This window comes from Mesorhizobium sp. WSM4806 (assembly GCF_055811635.1).
In genome coordinates this window covers 24,187-42,438 of the sequence record NZ_JBVVQZ010000024.1, presented here as the reverse complement: position 1 = coordinate 42,438, position 18,252 = coordinate 24,187, and the positions used below count along the sequence as shown (strand labels likewise).

At 61.9% G+C, this 18,252-nt stretch carries 18 protein-coding genes; 6 read left to right on the top strand and 12 right to left on the bottom strand.

The genetic code is table 11. The features are described 5' to 3' along the window. Positions 1–139: 139 nt before the first annotated feature. The 11 genes from AC0L2M_RS29595 to AC0L2M_RS29545 form a co-directional block, all read right to left on the bottom strand. The gene (locus AC0L2M_RS29595; RefSeq protein WP_091593895.1) at positions 140–424 is read right to left on the bottom strand and encodes a copper-binding protein; all 285 of its coding nucleotides are present in this window, start codon (positions 422–424) and stop codon (positions 140–142) included. 26 nt (positions 425–450) lie between these two features. Next, the gene (locus tag AC0L2M_RS29590) at positions 451–939 is read right to left on the bottom strand and encodes a cupredoxin domain-containing protein (protein ID WP_473532277.1); all 489 of its coding nucleotides are present in this window, start codon (positions 937–939) and stop codon (positions 451–453) included. A 42-nt stretch (positions 940–981) separates the two neighbouring features. Continuing rightward, positions 982–2,340 (bottom strand): multicopper oxidase family protein, encoded by a 1,359-nt coding sequence (locus AC0L2M_RS29585; RefSeq protein ID WP_473478547.1) that lies wholly within the window; start codon positions 2,338–2,340, stop codon positions 982–984. 17 nt (positions 2,341–2,357) lie between these two features. Next, positions 2,358–3,815, bottom strand: coding sequence for a TolC family protein (locus AC0L2M_RS29580; protein WP_419693346.1), 1,458 nt, complete (start codon positions 3,813–3,815; stop codon positions 2,358–2,360). 315 nt (positions 3,816–4,130) lie between these two features. Next, a complete protein-coding gene (locus AC0L2M_RS29575; RefSeq protein WP_128168191.1) occupies positions 4,131–4,496 on the bottom strand; it encodes a hypothetical protein in 366 nt (121 codons plus the stop codon). Between the two features lie 163 nt (positions 4,497–4,659). Beyond that, positions 4,660–5,097, bottom strand: a complete 438-nt coding sequence (locus AC0L2M_RS29570) for a YqaA family protein (RefSeq protein WP_128168190.1) — start codon at positions 5,095–5,097, stop codon at positions 4,660–4,662. A 26-nt stretch (positions 5,098–5,123) separates the two neighbouring features. Continuing rightward, positions 5,124–7,127 carry a multicopper oxidase domain-containing protein gene (locus tag AC0L2M_RS29565; RefSeq protein ID WP_473478552.1) on the bottom strand — a complete coding sequence of 668 codons (2,004 nt, stop codon included), beginning with the start codon at positions 7,125–7,127 and terminating at the stop codon, positions 5,124–5,126. A 66-nt stretch (positions 7,128–7,193) separates the two neighbouring features. Next, positions 7,194–7,754: a cytochrome c gene (locus AC0L2M_RS29560; RefSeq protein WP_287064503.1), complete on the bottom strand. Its 561-nt coding sequence runs from the start codon at positions 7,752–7,754 to the stop codon at positions 7,194–7,196. Then, complete coding sequence (gene cueR / locus AC0L2M_RS29555) at positions 7,751–8,149, bottom strand: Cu(I)-responsive transcriptional regulator (protein WP_473536616.1); 399 nt, start codon at positions 8,147–8,149, stop codon at positions 7,751–7,753. The genes AC0L2M_RS29560 and cueR overlap by 4 nt, the downstream gene beginning before the upstream one ends. A gap of 9 nt (positions 8,150–8,158) precedes the next feature. Further along, positions 8,159–10,675 carry a heavy metal translocating P-type ATPase gene (locus tag AC0L2M_RS29550; RefSeq protein WP_473536615.1) on the bottom strand — a complete coding sequence of 839 codons (2,517 nt, stop codon included), beginning with the start codon at positions 10,673–10,675 and terminating at the stop codon, positions 8,159–8,161. Positions 10,676–10,904: 229 nt separating this feature from the next. Then, the gene (locus AC0L2M_RS29545; RefSeq protein ID WP_473536613.1) at positions 10,905–12,071 is read right to left on the bottom strand and encodes an FAD-dependent monooxygenase; all 1,167 of its coding nucleotides are present in this window, start codon (positions 12,069–12,071) and stop codon (positions 10,905–10,907) included. 208 nt (positions 12,072–12,279) lie between these two features. Here AC0L2M_RS29545 and AC0L2M_RS29540 point away from each other — a divergent pair, with 208 nt between their 5' ends. After that, a complete protein-coding gene (locus tag AC0L2M_RS29540; RefSeq protein WP_236391751.1) occupies positions 12,280–12,942 on the top strand; it encodes a hypothetical protein in 663 nt (220 codons plus the stop codon). 31 nt (positions 12,943–12,973) lie between these two features. Here the strand turns inward: AC0L2M_RS29540 and AC0L2M_RS29535 are convergent, their stop codons facing one another. Next, positions 12,974–13,174 (bottom strand): hypothetical protein, encoded by a 201-nt coding sequence (locus AC0L2M_RS29535; RefSeq protein ID WP_473536661.1) that lies wholly within the window; start codon positions 13,172–13,174, stop codon positions 12,974–12,976. Positions 13,175–13,388: 214 nt separating this feature from the next. Here AC0L2M_RS29535 and AC0L2M_RS29530 point away from each other — a divergent pair, with 214 nt between their 5' ends. The 5 genes from AC0L2M_RS29530 (at position 13,389) to AC0L2M_RS29510 (ending at position 18,251) form a co-directional block, all read left to right on the top strand. Further along, positions 13,389–14,108, top strand: coding sequence for a FadR/GntR family transcriptional regulator (locus AC0L2M_RS29530; RefSeq protein ID WP_473536612.1), 720 nt, complete (start codon positions 13,389–13,391; stop codon positions 14,106–14,108). A 60-nt stretch (positions 14,109–14,168) separates the two neighbouring features. Next, the gene (locus AC0L2M_RS29525; RefSeq protein WP_023798554.1) at positions 14,169–15,143 is read left to right on the top strand and encodes a sialic acid TRAP transporter substrate-binding protein SiaP; all 975 of its coding nucleotides are present in this window, start codon (positions 14,169–14,171) and stop codon (positions 15,141–15,143) included. A gap of 79 nt (positions 15,144–15,222) precedes the next feature. Next, positions 15,223–15,795, top strand: coding sequence for a TRAP transporter small permease (locus tag AC0L2M_RS29520; protein WP_023798555.1), 573 nt, complete (start codon positions 15,223–15,225; stop codon positions 15,793–15,795). Between the two features lie 3 nt (positions 15,796–15,798). Next, entirely contained in the window at positions 15,799–17,205 is a 1,407-nt protein-coding gene (locus AC0L2M_RS29515) for a TRAP transporter large permease (protein WP_287260309.1), read from the top strand. Next, positions 17,202–18,251 (top strand): L-idonate 5-dehydrogenase, encoded by a 1,050-nt coding sequence (locus AC0L2M_RS29510; RefSeq protein ID WP_473536610.1) that lies wholly within the window; start codon positions 17,202–17,204, stop codon positions 18,249–18,251. The genes AC0L2M_RS29515 and AC0L2M_RS29510 overlap by 4 nt, the downstream gene beginning before the upstream one ends. Position 18,252: the final 1 nt, after the last annotated feature.

The window sequence follows — 18,252 nt, the reverse complement described above, 5'->3', positions numbered from 1 at the left end:
AATACGCCGTCCCCCACCTCACGATTCTAAACATAATATCTGAAAAAAATTCTCCCCGCCCCCCTCGTATTTACGCGTTTTTTTGCCTTTGCGGCCGGGGGCGGGGGTTTTTTTTCCACCCGGGGGCGCTAGTCGTGGATCACTTGATATCGGTGACCGTGATGCGCCCGTTGACGCGGTCGGCTGCAAACTCGATTGCCTGACCCGCTTTGACCTTCTCGATCATGCCGTCCTCCGCGACGACGAACACCATCGTCATCGCGGGCATGTCGAGATTGGTCAGCGGCTCATGCTTGATCGTCAGCTTCTTCTGTTTGGCGTCGACCTTGACGACTTCGCCTTTCACGTATTCCTGTGCGAACGCGCTCCCGCCGATGGCGAGCGCGAGCGCGAGGGTCGAGAATGCTCTTATCAATATCTTCATGACTGCTTCCTTTGCGATTTTGGGGGTTAGTGGGCGACGGTGATATCGCCCTTCATGCCGGAATCGTAGTGACCCGGGATCAGGCAGGCGAAGCCGAATTCGCCGGCGTTGGCGAACGTCCAGATGATCTCGCCTCTGGCGCCGGGCGCCAGCCGGATCGAATTGGGATCGGCGTGCTCCATCTCGGGGAATTTCTCCATCAGCGCCTTGTGCTCCATGATCCCGTCATGGACGTCCATGACGAATTCGTGGTCGACTTGGCCCTTGTTGACGAACTCCAGGCGAACGGTCTCGCCCTTCTTCACCTTGAGCACGGCCGGCTGGAACAACATTTTTCCATCGTCCTTCTCCGACATCGAGATGTTGATGGTCCGCTTTGCCTTGCCAGCCTGGCCAGGGCTGCCGATCGGCATCGTGGCGGCCTTGTCGCCATGGCCTCCGGCATGCGTTCCACCGGCAAGAGCTGTTCCCGAACTGACCGCCATCAAAACGGCCGCTGCGATTAAATGTTTCATGCTGCACTTTCTCTCATGGTTGAGGTTGAGGGGTTTCGGTTCTCATCCCTGTTTGCCGTGACCGCCGTGCGCTGCCGGGGCCATCGTTTTTGCGTCGCCTGATTTCGTCGGAGCGGGGACATCCCCCTTCCACTCGTAAGCCACGGTTCCCTCCGGATGCTGGTACCATCCCGGATCGGCGTAATCGTTCGAGGCAAGGCCCTCGCGAACCTTCACGACCGAGAACATGCCGCCCATCTCGATGGCGCCGAATTGGCCCCAGCCGGTCATCATCGGGATCGTGTTGTCGGGAAGCGGCATCTCCATCTCGCCCATGTCGGCCATGCCGCGGTCACCCATTGCCATGTATTCGGGCTGGACCCGGCGGATTTTGTCGGTGACCTTCGAGTTGTCGACGCCGATAAACGTGGGAACGTCGTGGCCCATGGCGTTCATTGTGTGGTGCGACTTATGGCAATGAATCGCCCAGTCGCCCTCGTATTTGGCTTCGAACTCATATGCCCGCATGGCGCCGACGGGGATGTCGATCGACACCTCCGGCCACCGCGCCTCCGGCCGGACCCAGCCGCCATCGGTGCAGGTCACCTCGAAATCGTAGCCATGCATGTGGATCGGATGATTGGTCATGGTCAGGTTGCCCACCCGGACCCTGACCCGGTCGTTTTTCGCCACTGGAAGATGGCTGATTCCGGGAAAAACGCGGCTGTTCCATGCCCAGAGATTGAAATCCGTCATCTCCATGATGCGCGGGACGTACGACCCCGGTTCGATGTCGAAGGCGTTCAGCAGGAATACGAAATCGCGGTCCACGCGCATGAACTTCGGGTCTTTGGGATGAATGACGAAGAAGCCCATCATGCCCATGGCCATCTGGACCATTTCGTCGGCGTGCGGGTGGTACATGAATGTGCCGCTCTTCACGAGGTCGAACTCGTAGACGAAGGTCTTGCCGGGCGGGATGCCGGGCTGGGTTAGACCGGTCACTCCGTCCATGCCGTTGGGCAGGATCATGCCGTGCCAATGGATCGTCGTGTGCTCCGGCAGCTTGTTTGTTACGAAGATGCGGACTCGATCGCCCTCGACCGCCTCTATGGTCGGGCCGGGAGATTGACCGTTGTAGCCCCAGAGATAGGCAGTCATGCCGGGCGACATCTCGCGCTCGACCGGCTCGGCCACCAGATGGAACTCCTTCACGCCGTTGTTCATGCGCTGCGGAAGGGTCCAGCCGTTGAGCGTCACGACCGGCTGGTAGTCCGGTCCGCTCGTCGGGAAGATCGGAGGCTGCATGTCGGGGGACTCCATGATTGCAGCGTCGGGCAGCCCCATCGCGGACGTTTTGGTCCATGCAGTGGCGCCGGCGAGCAGGGCTCCCGCGCCAAGCAACTGACGTCTTGAAAGCATTTTCTTCTCCTTGAGGTTCAGTGGCCTTCGGCGCCCGCTTCGGCTGCTGCCGGTGCGTCGCCGCCGCCGGGCGAGCCTGCGCCGCCACCGTGGATGGCGGTCCCGAGGTCGACGTCGGCCAGCCAGAAATTGCGCTTGGCGTTGAGGGAAAGCATGATCGAGCTGATTTTCGCGCGTGTGTCCGCCAGCAGCTCGAACGTGTTGGTGATCATGCCGTTGTAGGTGAGGAGCGACTCCGCCTCGATCTTTGTTCGCAGCGGCACGACATTGTTCCGATAGTGCCGGGCAATGTCGTAAGTCGAACGGTAGGCGTCATAGGCGGATCTGGCCTCCGACCGGATGTTGACCGCCTTTTCGGCCATCCGATTTGCGGCTTGCATGTAACCAAGCTCGGCCTTGCGCATGCGTGCCTCGCCGGTGTCAAAAATCGGAATGACGAACTCGAGCTCGAGAGTGGGTGAGACACTCGTTTCCGTCGCACCCTCCTCCGACTCCTCGCGTTCCACCTCCACACCGGAAAGTAACTCCAGATCGCTGACGTAGCGCGTCGCCTCGGTCAGACCGTAGGATTTCGCCAGCGCTTCCAGCTCTAGTTTCGCGATCTCAAGGTCGACGCGATTTCTTAGCGCCTCCGCCTCGATTGCGCGTTTGGCCTTGGCGCCTTTGGGCAAGGCTGGAAGCATGTTGGGGACTGAGTAATCGACATCCGGTCCCCATAGACCCATCAGCCGGGTGAGCTCTTCCTTGGCGGTGCGGGCGGCGAGCCGCGCCTCCGCCGCCTGACCGGTGATCTCGGCATAGAAGACGTGTTCGCGGGCTTGGCCGGTCTTTGTGAAGGCGCCCGTCTCTCCAAGTTTTTGAGCGAGTTCGGAGGCAGCATCGGCGGCGGCTTGCGCCTTGCTCAGATAGGAAACGCTCTCCCAGGCCGAGACGGCGTTGATCCAGGCCCGCCGCGTGTCCGCGGCCAGTCGTAACGTTTCTTCGGCGGCGCGGAGCTGGGCCTGACGAAAACGTGCATCCGCGACTGCGATGCGCCGCTTGTGAGTCGCCAGCGCAAGGATGTTGCTGACCACCGCTCCTTCAATCGTCCGCACAGGATCGACGCCGATCATGCCGATCGAGATCGTCGGATTGACGAGCATCGATTCCTGCCACATGTCGGCCGCCGACAGGCCGATCTCGGTGTAGGCGGCCTGCAGGCCCTTGTTGTTGAGCAAGGCGACCTGCACCGCGGTGTCTGGACCGATTGTTTTCTTCTGGACGAGGCTTTTCACGCGCTCTGAAACCGTCCGCGCTTCCTCGCTGGATTGCACCCAGACGGTTTTCTTGCCGGTCACGGATTCGGCACGTGCCGCGACTGTCGTGAAACCAGCCATGGGGGCTGAGATGCCATCAAGGGCCCCGCTTGTCGTGCATCCGGCAGCGATCAGCGGGATGGTTACCATCGCAGCTATGGTCAGGGGCCGGCGCTTCATGATCCGGCTCCCGGGTTCGCAGAGGAGCGTTCTTCATTGAGACGCCGCCAATTCTGCGGGTCGACTGGCTCCCGGTGGCTATAGACGACGACCGGATGGTAGTGCGCATCACGGACGCCCATTGCCGGATCGGCCGGATTGAAGGTGGGAAGGATGTCCGGTGGCGTGGTCGCCGCACATCCGGTAACTAACAGCGATGCGAGCATCGCGGAGCTTGCGATTTTCATTGTAGACCTGAAGCATGACGTATGCGTTTGGCCGCGCGGGAACGGATTCCCGACGCTGCGCGCGAACGCCCGAAGAGGGCGCGTCAGTTCAGATGTGTTTGGGGGGCCTTATCAGCGCTGCGTATTCGCCAAGCGGCAAAGTCACGGCAACGACCGACGCAAAGCAGCGGGAGACAACATGCTCCAAGTCAGGGCATTCGACCGGCACCGCATGTGCCGGTGCACAATGGACTTCGCAGGTTTTGTCAGAGGATTGCTTGTCGCCGTGATGATGCTCCGACGTGTCCGCGTCGTCCGCCGTTGCGCCGTGATGGCCCATATCGTGTGCGGGTGTCTCGGCCTGGAGATCCACCCCGGCCTGAATATCCGCCCCGGCATGAAAACCCGTGGCATTGGCTGCGGCGAACAGACCAGGCTGAAGAGCCGACACGACCAGGAACACGACCGCCAGCATTGCTCGGAGCGGTATGCTTCCTAGGATCGTAGTTCGACCAAGAGTCCTCATCGCACCCTTCCGACAATTGTTCGTCTGATTTGTCAAGGTCGCCGCGGCCGCTTTGTTGCATTGCAACCAAAAAGTGAACGCAACGCCTGCTGCGATGTCCGCGATTTCGGTTTTACATCAGGCCCAGCACCGCTCCGGCGACAACCAGATAACGCGAAACCTTCGCGAGGGCGACGATTACGACAAAGCTCCATAGCGGCTCGCGCAAAACCCCAGCGACCATGGTCAGTGGATCGCCGACGATCGGCATCCAGCTTAACAGGAGCGACCACCTTCCATAACGGCGATACCAGTTCGTGGCGCGGTTGAGCGTCGCGGGACGCAGCGGAAACCAGGGCCTGTCCCGGAAGCGTTCGATCCCTCGACCAAGACCCCAGTTCACCACAGAACCCAGGACGTTGCCCAGGCTGGCGACAAGAACCAGCATTGCGGGCGAGAACGAATCCATGGCGAGGAGCCCTGCAAGGGCGGCCTCCGACTGCGCCGGGAGGATGGTCGCCGCAGCGAAGGCAAGAGCAAACAGGCCGCCGTAGATGGCAAGGATATCCATCTACGTTTCGCCTTGCGGAGCGGGCTTCAGGGTTGCACATCGATTACGACCATCAGTCCGCCACCGCCCTTCTCTTCGACATTGTTGTTGGTCGTATGATGCCCGATATGGCAATGGATCAGCCATTTTCCGGGCCGACGTGCCCGCCAGACGACATCGTAGCGTTGCCCTGGTCCGACGTTGACTGTGTCGGCAAGGAATCGTGCCGACGCCGGGATGGTCTCGCCGTCGCGGGCGACAACTTCGAAGGGACCGCCGTGGATGTGCATAGGGTGGATAAACCCATTATTGGTGCCGATGAAGCGCACCTTCAGAGTTTCGCCGACCTTCATCCTGATCGTGTCCGTCGACGGATAGGCGCGGCCGTTGATGGTGAAATAATTCGGCTGCCCGCCGTCCATCGGCATCGACGGAAAAGTCAGGCCCTCCCGCATCAGCCATTCCTGAAGCTGGATAACATAGTCGTGGTCTGCCGCAATCTCGTCCTGGGGATTGGCGGGATCGATGATGAGTGCACCGTAGAGTCCGAGCGCCTGCTGGCGATCGACATGGTCATGCGAGTGATAGAAGTAGGTTCCCGATTGGCCTGCCGTAAATTCGTATCGGTAGCTGCCGCCGGGCGGGATCGGCTCCTGCGTGATCTCGGCCGGGCCGTCCATTTCGTTCGGCAGGATCAACCCGTGCCAATGGATGGTCGTACTCTCCGGCAGGCGATTCGTGACGTTGATGCGCACCCGGTCGCCTTGCCGGATATGCAGCCGTGGGCCGGGAACCTGGCCGTTGATCGCATAGGCGTCGACTTTCACGTCTGGCAAGATCGCCCAGCGGATGACCGAGGTTTCCAGGTCGAACACCTTTACCCCGTTCTCCATCCTGGCTTCCAGTTCCCGGTCGCCGCGAACCTCCAAGCCATGGCTGGCCGTGATCAGGCGAGGATGCACGGCGGCCATGTCCAGCATCGCTGCAGCCGGCGTGTCGCGGTCCATGATCATGCCGGGCGGCATGATGGCGCCGCCTACGTCTCGCGCGCTGAGGGTGAGGTTCACCCAGTTGGCCGGAGCGATCATGCCGAGCGCCAGCGCGAGTACGGACACGCCGCCGAAGGCCGCGAGTTGCGGCACAGTTGCATCCGGTTCCATACCGTTGTGACCGCCATGCGAACCACGCAACCCTCCTCCCCCATCGCCGTGGGAGGAGCCATGGCCGGATCCATGATGGCCAGGCCCGGGATTGCCGCCTGGGTTGGCATGTCTGGGCTTGGCATGTTCATCGAGGCGCGCGTAAGCGTGTTGCCCCACCATCCCGGCTTTCGCGCCGCTATGTGCGTGCTCGCGCCTGCCTTCCCTTGCCTTGTCGAGCTCCGGTTCGCGTTCGGTCATCAGCCCGTGCTTCAGTCCACGGGCCACCATCCATATGTTGGCGGGATATGCGGTGACGAATCCAACGATCACGCCGAACGACATCACGCCCCAGAACAGGAGCTCGGTCGGTTCCATGGCCCGCATGTCGCTGCCCATCATCAGGAAGCTCATGATCGGCGCCATGCCCGCCATCATGAAATTCATGCTGATGAATTCCGGCATGAAGCTCTTGCGGACATTCTCCCAGTAGGTGCCGCCCATCATCGATTTCATGAACAGCGACTGGAAGATGAACAGGCCGAATGCGAATCCGGCAACATACTCGACAATGAGATCGATCCACATCGGCAGCCCAAGAGCGGCGGTGATTGCCGCCGCGAGGATGATGCCGGTGGCGTCTCCGGCGACACAGTGGATCGTCGAGCCGACTCCTTGCTTCCAGAGCGGCTTGGTGAACGCCTCGTGTTCGCCTGGCCGAGGCTCCTTGTCGGCCAGCACGTAAATCAGCAGTCCCAGCGGCCCCATATAAAGCGTGACCAGGATGAAACCCCATTTCATCACCACGGGTTCGGGGTTGTTGCGGAACTGGTCCCACGCAACATAGGCCGTGCTCAGGCCCGCCAGAACGAACCAGACTGCGAGGAAGTAGTCGACGGGCTGTACGAACATTGCAGGATTCCTGTCGATTGTCGTCAATGTCACCTAGTCCGGCATCGGGTGAAGTCGATGCCTTGCCTACTGCCGTTTCTCCCTGAACTTGGCGTGGCAGTTCGTGCAGTTCTGCAGCATCAGATGGAATACGTGTTCGGCTGGGATCTTCGAAGGATCGGAATCGGCCGCGCCGCCAGCCCGTTTTCCGAGCAGGCTGCTGCCCATTGCCATTCCGGGTTTCATCCTCATGGCTTCCGTAATGCCTTCGGGCGCATCGTCAGCCGCATCTGACAGCGCCGCAGCCAGGCTTTCGAGATGGCGAGCGAGCGCGGCGAATTCTTCTTGGGACTGACCGATATCCGCCTTAGCGGCCGAGGGTTCACCAAGCGAGTCCGCTGGAAATGCGTCTACCATGGCACTTCCGGACCGGCGGCGAATGGTCTCGGTTGCCGCCTTGAAGGCTGCGGCATCGTAGGCCACCTTGCCGGCAAAAATTTCGGAGATGGTCTTGGCGGCGCTCGCCATCGCCTTCATCGACGCTTGGCGCTCGGCGACGACTGGGGCGACGGCTGTCTTCGGGAGCGCCGTCCCGGCGGCGATCCCGGCGGTAACAAGGACTGCTGCAATGATGGGGACGCGCCTCACTGAACCGTGCCGTGTCCAGCAAGCCCGTCGATGATCGGGCAATCAGGTCGGTCATCGCCGTTGCAATGGTCGGCGAGATGCCGAAGCATGTCCCGCAGTCCGGCGAGGTCCGCCAGTTTCCGGTCGATTTCAGCGAGCTTGGCTTCCGCTATGGCCTTCACATCCGCGCTCTCGCGCTCCTTGTCGCGGTAGAGCGAAAGGAGTTGTCGGCATTCCTCCACAGAGAAGCCAAGACTTCGGGACCGCTGCAGGAAGCGCAGGCGATGGACGTCGGCCGTCGAATAATCCCGGTACCCGTTGTCGGCACGATCAGGCCTAAGAAGACCGATGTCTTCGTAGTATCGGATGGTCTTTGGCGGCAGGCCGGACTTTTCTGCGGCGGTTCCTATGTTCATGGTCTGACCTCAAAGCTTCAAGGAACGAAGTCGCAGCGCGTTTCCGATCACGGAAACCGACGAAAGGCTCATTGCCGCTGCCGCGATCATCGGTGACAGCAGCGTGCCGAAGATCGGGTAGAGGATGCCCGCCGCTACCGGCACGCCGAGTGCGTTGTAGACGAAGGCGAAGAACAGGTTCTGCTTGATATTGCGGATCGTCGCCTGCGACAGCCGCCGCGCCCGGACGATGCCGTTGAGGTCGCCTTTGACCAACGTGATGCCGGCGCTCTCGACCGCCACGTCGGCGCCGGTTCCCATCGCGATGCCGATATCGGCCGCCGCCAGCGCCGGTGCGTCGTTCACGCCGTCGCCGGCCATCGCGACGCCCGCGCCCTTCGCATGCAGTTCGTCGATCAGCGCCTTCTTGCTCTCCGGCAGCATGTCGGCGCGCACCTCGTCGATGCCGAGCTTCGCCGCCACCGCTTTCGCTGTGCGCTCGTTGTCGCCCGTCGCCATAATGATCCTGAGCCCGCTGTCGTGCAGGGCGCGGATCGCTTCCACCGTCGTCGCCTTGATCGGATCGGCCACGGCGACGAAACCGGCAAGCCTGCCGTCGGCCGCGACGAACATCACCGTCTTGCCGTCGGAACGCAGCGCGTCGGCACGCTCCTTCGCCACCTCCAGGCCGATGCCCAGATCGTCCATCAGCGCCTGATTGCCGAGCGAAACGGCGCGGCCCTTGACCGTTCCCGTGACGCCCTTGCCCGTGACGGCCTCGAAATCCGCTGCGTCTTCGACGGTCGCGCCGCGCTCCCGCGCGCCATCGACGATCGCCTCGGCAAGCGGGTGCTCCGAACCCTTCTCTAGGCTGGCGGCAAGGCCGAGAAGTTCGGCCTCGTCAAAGCCATCGAACCCGACGACGTCGGTCAACTTGGGCTTGCCCTCGGTCAGCGTGCCGGTCTTGTCGACGATCAGCGTGTCGACCTTGGAGAAGCGCTCCAGCGCTTCGGCCTCCTTGATCAGCACGCCAGCCTGCGCGCCGCGTCCCGTGGCGGTCATAATCGACATTGGCGTCGCCAACCCAAGCGCGCAGGGACAGGCGATGATCAGCACCGAGACGGCCGAAACGATGGCGAAGACCATGCTCGGCTGAGGCCCATAGATGGCCCAGACGATGAAGGCGACGATGGCGACCAGAACGACAGTAGGCACGAAGTAATAGGAGACGCGGTCGGCAAGTCCCTGGATGGGCGCTCTGCTGCGCTGCGCCTTGGCAACCATTTCGACGATGCGCGACAGCATCGTATCGGCGCCGACCTTTTCGGCGCGCATGACCAGCGTTCCGTTCTTGTTGAGCGTGCCGCCGGTCACAAAGTCGCCTTGCGTCTTCTCGACGGGGACAGGTTCGCCGCTCAGCATCGATTCGTCGACCGAGGAGCGGCCTTCGAGCACCGTGCCGTCGACCGGCACACTGTCGCCGGGCCGCACGCGGAGCCGCTCGCCGGCCTTGACTTCATCGAGCGGCACGTCTGCCTCCGAACCGTCCGCCGCAATTCGCCTGGCCGTCTTCGGCGCCAAGTCGAGAAGCGCGCGGATCGCCGAGCCGGTGCGCTCCCTTGCCTTCAACTCCAGCACCTGGCCGAGAAAGACCAGCGCGACGATTACTGCGGCTGCCTCGAAATAGACCGGAACCGTGCCACCGTGGCCGCGAAACTGGTGCGGGAAGAGATTGGGGAATAACGTCGCCACGACGCTGTAGACATAGGCCGTGCCGACGCCGATCGAGATCAGCGTCCACATGTTCGGACTGCGGTTGACGATCGACTCCCAGCCGCGATGGAAGAAGGGGATCGCCGCCCAGAGCACCACCGGGGTCGCCAGCGCCAACTCAATCCAGGCTGCCGGATGTTCGCCGAGCCAGTCGCGGAACGGCAGGCCCAGCATCGGTCCCATGGTGATCAGAAGCAGCGGGATCGACAGGACGGCACTTACCCAAAAGCGGCGGGTGAAGTCGACGAGTTCCGGATTGGGACCTTCGTCGCCGGTCGGCACGCCCATCGGCTCCAGCGCCATGCCGCAGATCGGGCAGGAGCCGGGCTTGTCGCGGACAATCTCGGGATGCATCGGGCAAGTATATTGCGTGCCCTTCGGCATCGGCTCCGGCGCTGGCTGGCCGCTCAGATATTTCTGAGGATCGGCCTCGAACTTGGCTTTGCACCCGGCGGAGCAGAAGTAAAAACCCTTGCCCTCATGCCGCACGAAATGCTTCGCCGTGGAGCGCTCGACTTTCATCCCGCAAACCGGATCGGTTGCATTCAGAAAGGCTTCTGGCTCCTTCTGGAACTTGGTCCGGCAGCCTTCCGAACAGAAATGATAGCTGTGGCCGCCCAAGGTCGCTGACGGCTTTCCCGCCGCTGGATCGACTGTCATGCCGCACACTGGATCGCGAGTGACGACGATTGAGGCAGCGGCCGGCGCGTGCGAGGAACAGCACGAGCCATGCGATGCGTCGGTGTGGGTGGCATCATCGTGACGGTCGATCATGGGGCACTCCTAAATGGGCAACTCCCCTTCCACCTACGGTTTCCAGTTACTGGAAGGTCAAGTGGCTTTCTGCAAAATGATCGCTTACTTCCGCCGCGATATGGCCAGCGTGTCCCCCTGTGGGCTGCCGCAGGATGAGATGGGCGCCCCTTCACCTGCCGCCAGGGCCTTGGCCACTATGCCGCCGACAAGAAAAATTGGACGATTGGTGTGCGTTTAATCGCCGGCGCTAGGCGGCGTTCCTGACAGGCTCGAAATCGATATCGAGAACCGCCTCGAGCTGCCGGTCCATGAAACGCTCCGGTATGCTCTTTACCAGCAAGTTGCGTAGCGGGACGACAAGCGGGTTCTGCCACTGCGCCACTTTCGCATAGAGGCGCGATTCAGCCGCGACCCTATGTGCCCTGCTGAGACGGCGCTTGTCATACTCGCGGATGGCCCGGTCGGTCGGAAGCCGCCCGAACAACGCTGCAAGAACGGCCGCGTCTTCGATCGCAAGTCCGGCTCCTTGTCCTAGATCGGGCGTCACCGCATGCGCGGCGTCGCCAAGCAAAACCGCCTTTCCGTGCGTAAACGAGGGCATTGGATCGAGATCGAGTATATCCGTCCAGATCAGCGAGTCCGCCGGTGTCCGATCAAGGACCTCCGGGACTGGCTCGTGAAATCCGGAAAACATCGCCTGCACTTCTGCAAGATCGGCCTGAGCCAGCTTGGGGTCGTCCCGGTGATTCGCGCCACAGCAAGCAAACCAGTAGATCCTTTCGCCGGGGATCGCGGCCAGGCCGATGCGTTTTCCGGCCCCCCAGCTTTCGGTAAGACGCGTCGGGTCCATTCCTTGCGGGAAACCGGGCGCGATGGCGCGCCAGCAGGTGTAGCGGGCGAAATGCTCGCGCGACTGCGGAAACAGCGCCCTACGAACCGCGGAGTGAATGCCATCGCAAGCGAGCACCAGCTCGCTTTCCACAATCTCCCCATTTGCGAAGCGCAGGGCAATATTCTCACCAACCTGCCGTGCATCCACGCATTCCATGTCGGTGCGGATGACAGAACGCGGTAGTTCCGAAAGAAGGGCCTTGTGGAGATCGCCACGGTGCAGCACGGCCATGCTGAGGTGACCATATAGCTGACTGAAGCGCTGAAAATCCGTGGATTGGAGAACTTGTCCCTTGTCGTCGAGAAGGTCGAGTCTGTGTATTGGCTGCGCCTCGGCCACAACCGCTTCATATAGGCCGAGCGTACGAAGGGCACGAAGCGCATTGGCGCTGAGACTGAGACCCGCACCCAGAGGTTTCAGTTCGCTCGCCTGCTCGTAAATCTCGGTCTCCCATCCGAGGAGTCGCAGGCCCCTGGCAACTGCAAGTCCGGCGATGCCTGCACCAATGATGACTGCGCGCATGTTCACGCTCCCTTTCGCCTTTGCCACGCGGCAAAACACTTTGCGAGACCAAAGTGTTCCCGAGGAAACAGGCGGCTAACGCCTTCTCCAATTTCACTCGAAGGGAGGTCTGCGGTGTGGCGTACCGACGCCCTGGAGCGCTGACGATCGCGTCCGAGATTCGCGAAACCGTGTTACAGGCGCTAAATAACTTCGCATGGACAGGGATATGAGCCAGACGCAGAGTTCCGTCGGCGCTTCGGCTACGGTGGCATTCATCGATCTTGCGGGCTTTAGCGCCATCGCGGACGTTTATGGAGATGCAGCGGCAATCGATGTGCTCGAGATTTTCGAGAGCATGGTCCGCGAGGCGCTTGCTGGCTACGAGCCTCCGATCAAGTGGATCGGGGATGAAGCGATGCTCTCGTTTCCGGAGCCGGAGTTAGCGATCCAGGCGCTTGGAACGCTGTTGCAGGCATGCCGGGAAGAACCGCGCCTTCCGCTCACCCGGTCGGCGCTGAACCATGGACCGGTCATCCGCAGGGCAGGTGATCTGTTTGGATCGACCGTCAACATAGCGGCACGTATTGCTGCGCTTGCGTCCCCCGGTCAATTGCTTGCGACTCAACCCATTGCCGACGCCGCTGCCGCCAAAGGCATCTTGGTGCGGGATCTTGGAGAGGTGGCGCTGCGGTCGGTAGCTGATGAAATCCCTCTTTACGAGATCGAACTTGCCCCCTCGCCTGACCCGGCCTGGATCGATCCAGTGTGCAAGATGCATGCTCCGTATGCATCCTATCGACGGGCCGCCCCAGAAGGGCCATGGTTTTGTTCGCCGCGTTGTGAAGAGGCATATCGGAAGTCGCCGCAGGCCTATCCACTGGCTCGATGACACGGCTCCCCTAGCTGCCCTGGCGCCCCTCTCAGTCTATACTCATTGCGCAGGTGAGATATGCTACGGTGCCGGAAGTCGCCTCTGCATGATCCGCTGCCATAAGTGGCACATTGGTGCCGATGAAGCGCACTTTCAGAGTTTCGCCGACTTTCATCCTGATCGTGTCCCTCGAAGGATAGGCGCGGCCGTTGATGGTGAAATAATTCGGCTGTCCGCCGGCGGAAACCACGCGATAATCCTTCCAGCTGCTGGAAGTTCAAGAGTTGCCGTCCAGCCATGGCCGATCCGTCGTTTGCAAGAAAGTCACGGAGAATGGGTTCCCATCGGCGTTCTCTGCTACTTGACTCTCAGCCTTTTTCGCGGCAGGTTTCGATCAATAGGTCAGACCAATTTACCGATCCGGGATCTGCCAGATGATTCCGTTGAAGTAGAACTGGGTAACAATGCCGATCCAGGCCGTTGAACCGCGTCGACTTTACCGACAGATCGCCGATCAGCTCAGGCAGCTGATCGACGCGGGTGAGTTCGCAGTCGGCGATCGGCTGCCGACCGAGCGCGAGCTGGCCGATCAGCTTGGCATCTCCCGCCCGACCGTCCGTGAAGCGCTGATCGCGCTCGAGGTCGAGGGGCGCATACGCATTCGCGTCGGCTCGGGCATCTACGTCACCGAACCGCCGCGCGCCGAAATTTTGACGGCAGAAATGGATGAAGGCCCGTTCGAGCTGTTGCGGGCGCGCGAGTTCATCGAAGGGGCGATCGCCGCCGAAGCCGCCCTCCATGCCCGGCCGATCGACATCGAACATATGGACGACGTGCTGCGCCGCATGGAGGACATACCTCGCCCGACCAGGATGACGATCGCGCTCGACCGCGAGTTCCATACGATAGTGGCGGGCATTCTCGGAAACGCCGTGCTGGTGCGCTGCATTGGCGAGCTCTTCGACCAGCGCATGAACCCATGTTTCGAACGCCTGTCGAGCTATTTCGAGAACAGGGAGTCCTGGCGGGCCGCCGCGGAGGAGCATCGCGCCGTGCGCGACGCGATCGCGGCGCGCGACCCTGAACGGGCCAAGGCCGCCATGCAAGAACATCTGCGTCAGTCGCAACTGAGATTCTCACGCAATTTCGGTGAGAAATCCGCGGCCAGGGAGGTCGCGGGATAGGAGTCAGCCGACCGGGAGGGTCCTGTCGGCACCGTCAATCCATTCACAGGGAGGAATATGATGTTGAGGAAATACGCCGTTCTGCTCGGCACGATCGCCGCAATCGCTCTGCCCATGGCTTCGGCCTCTGCACAAACCGCGCTGAAATGGGCCCATGTCTACGAAACGTCCGAACCCTTCCACACCGAGTCGGTGTGGGCGGCAGAGGAGATCAAGAAGCGCACCGACGGCCGCTATACGATCGACGTCTTCCCGGCTTCGCAACTCGGCAAGGAAGCCGACATCAACCAGGGGCTGACCCTCGGCACGGTCGACATCATCATCTCCGGATCGAGCTTCGCCGCCCGCGAATACCCGCCGATCGGCGTGACCTACTTCCCGTTCACTTTCCGCGACGCGGATCACCTGCTCGCTTACACCAAGAGCGCCAAATACAAGGAGTTGACCGCCGGCTTCGAAGAGGCCTCCGGCCATCACATCACCGCGACCACCTACTACGGCACGCGTCACACGACCTCCAACCGGCCGATCGAGAAATGCGCCGACATGCAGGGCCTGAAGATCCGCGTGCCTGATGTGCCGGCCTATCTCGCCATGCCGCGCGCCTGCGGTGCCAACACCGCGCCGATCGCCTTCGCCGAGGTCTATCTCGCCTTGCAGCAGGGTACGGTGGAAGCGCAGGAAAACCCGCTGACGACGATCGACGCCAAAAAATTCTACGAAGTGCAAAAGCACATTATCCTGACCGGGCACATCGTCGATCATCTCAACACGCTCGTGTCGCAATCGCGCTGGTCGCAATTGTCGGACGAGGACAAGGCGATCTTCACCGAGGTGATGCAGGAAGCCGCCGCGCGAGCGACCAAGATCATCGTCGATCGCGAGAAGGCTTTGGTCGAAACCTTCAAGGAGCGCGGTCTCACCGTCACCGAAGTCGATCGCGCCGATTTCGAAAAGAACGTGATGGAGAAGGTGACGTTCGAGGAGTTCGGCTACCGCAAGGAGGATTGGGAGGCGATCCGCGCCGTCAAGTAAGCCGCATCGATCCGGGCCCGGCGCGACAAGCGCGTCGGGTCTGTCGAGCCCGCTGTCCAACAGTGCCCGGAGCTTGCCGATGACCCAAGAGGTCCACACCCAGGTTACAGCAGAAGAACTGGCGCATGCCTTCGAGGAAGAAGCGCCGCCCATCGATCTGTCGCGATACGCGGTGGAGGACTGGGTCACGCTCGCCGTGTTCTGGGGCATGTCGTTCTGCGTGTTCCTGCAGTTCTTTACGCGCTACGTCATGAACAACAGTTTTGCCTGGACCGAGGAGATCGCCATCAACTGCCTCGTCGTCGTGGTCTTCCTGGGCTCGGTCATGTGCACGCGCACCACGCGCCACATCCACGTCGACGTGCTCTATCACTATCTCCCCGCTGGGGCCGGGCGCTACCTGGCGCTCGCGGTCAATGTGATTACCATTTGCTTCTTCGCCTACATGTCCTGGCTCCTCTGGCGCTATGTCGGGATCGTCCACCGCGAGCGGATGGTCACCATCAACCTGCCGCGCAACGTCGTCTTCTACGCCGTCTTCGCCGGTTTCGTGCTGATGATGCTGCGCGCCATCCAGGTCTTCATCGGCAACATTCGCCGTGGCTACTCGGCGCTGGAGCGCCCCGCCGCGTTCGACGGATTGGGGGAATAGGCCATGCTGCTTCTGATCGGAGCCTTTCTCGTCCTGATGCTGGTCGGCGTGCCTGTCGCTGTGTCGATGGCGGTGTCGTCGCTGCTCTATCTCGTCTTCTATGGCGTGGCGCCTGACATCATCGCCGCGCAGCGCATGATCGCCGGTGTCGAGAGCTTTCCGCTGCTTGCCGTGCCGTTCTTCATCTTTGCCGGCAACCTCATGAACATCGCCGGTGTCACCGGGCGGATCTATTCCTTCGCGCTGGCGCTTGTCGGCTGGATGAAGGGCGGCCTCGCGCAGGTGAACATCATCGGATCGGTGGTCTTCGCCGGCATGTCGGGCGCAGCCCTTGCCGACGCCGCCGGCATCGGCACCATCGAGATCAAGGCGATGAAGGACCACGGCTATCCCGTCGAGGCGGCGGTCGGCGTCACCGCCGCCTCCTCGACGCTCGGCCCGATCTTCCCGCCGTCGCTGCCCTTCGTCATCTACGGCATGATGGCCAACGTCTCGATCGGCGCGCTGTTCATGGCCGGCATCCTGCCCGGCGTCGTCATGACGGCGCTGATGATGGTGACGGTCGCGATCTTCGCCCACCGCCGGGGCTGGGGTTCGGACACACCGTTCAAACTGAACCGGCTCGCCGCCGCCTCGATCGAGGTCGCCGTCGTGTGCTGCTTTCCGCTGGCCGTCTATGTCCTTGTCCAGATGGGACTGTCGCTCAACATCGCCGTTGGCATCGCGCTCGTCGTCCTGATCGCCTGCGACTGGTATTTCGACTTTTCCGCCGTCATGGCGCTGATGACGCCGATCATCCTGATCGGCGGCATGACCATGGGCTGGTTCACCCCGACCGAAGCGGCCATGGCCGCCGTCATCTGGTCGTTGTTTCTCGGGCTTGTGCGTTATCGGACGATGACACTTTCAGCCCTCGCCAAGGCCAGTTTCGACACGATCGAGACGACGGCGTCGGTCCTTTTCATCGTCACCGCAGCGTCGATCTTCGCCTGGTTGCTCACGGTCAGCCAGGCGGCGCAGCTGTTCTCGGTCTTCATCACATCGCTGACCGAAAACAAATGGGTGTTCCTGATCCTGGTCAACATCCTGATGCTGGTCGTCGGTTGTTTTCTCGACACGATCGCCGCCATCACGATCCTTGTGCCGATCCTCCTGCCGATCGTGGTTCTCTACGGCATCGATCCGGTGCATTTCGGTCTGATCATGACGCTCAATCTGATGATCGGTCTGCTCCATCCGCCGCTCGGCATGGTGCTGTTCGTCCTCTCGCGGGTCGCAAAACTGTCGGTCGAGCGTACCACCATGGCAATTCTGCCCTGGCTCGTGCCGCTGATCGTCGCGCTGATCCTGATCACCTTCGTCCCCGCCATCACGCTGTGGCTGCCGACGCAAATGGGGCTGATCCGTTGATCGACAGTCCAATCGCCGCAACGCTTTTTGGCCCTGAGGATCTGCGCGTCGTCGAGCATCCGCTCGGCCCCCTCGCGCCCGGAATGGTGCGCGTGCGCTTCGGCGCAGGCGGCATCTGCGGTTCCGACCTGCACTATTTCCGCCACGCGCGGACCGGCGACTTTGTCGTCACGTCGCCGCTCGTGCTCGGCCACGAGGTCGCCGGAGAGATCGTCGAAATCAACGCGGACGCGCCAGGACTTGCCGTCGGTGGTCGCGTGGCGGTCAACCCGTCGCGCTGGTGCGGACAATGCGTCCGATGCGCAGAGGGCCGCGCCAATCTCTGTGAAAACATCTATTTCATGGGCTCGGCGTCGAAAACGCCGCACATGCAAGGCGGTTTTGCCAGCGTGTTCGATGCCACGCCGGCGCAATGCATCAAAGTCCCGCATGCTGTCGCCTACAAGGCGGCGGCGCTCGCCGAACCGCTCGCCGTCAGCCTGCATGCCGTGGCGCGGGCCGGCGACATTGCCGGCCGCAACGTCATCCTGATCGGCGCCGGCCCCATCGGGCTCCTGACCATGCTCGCCGCCAGGCTCAAGGGTTGTGGCGAGCTCACCGTCGCCGACATAGCCGAGGCGCCGCTCGCCTTCGCCAGCAAACTTGGAGCAAACAGGACGATCAACCTGTTCGGCGGCGACGACGAACTCAAGGCGCTCGCGGCCGACAAGATGATCGATGTCGCGTTCGAGATTTCAGGCACCGCCGCGGGTCTCGCAGCGGCGATCGCCAGCGTCCGGCGCGGCGGCACGGTCGTTCAGGTCGGCAATCTGCCGGGTGGTCAGATCCCGGTGGCCGCCAATGCGGTGATGGCCAAGGAAATCAATCTGAACGGCACGTTTCGTTTCGGCGCAGAATTCAACGAGGCGGTCGACCTCATCGTCAGCGGGGATATAGATGTCCTAAAGCTGGTGACCGCCGAACGCCCCCTCTCCTCGGCCTACGATGCGTTTGCCCTGGCCGCCGACCGCTCGCAGAGCGTCAAGGTGGTGCTGACCGCCGACTGAC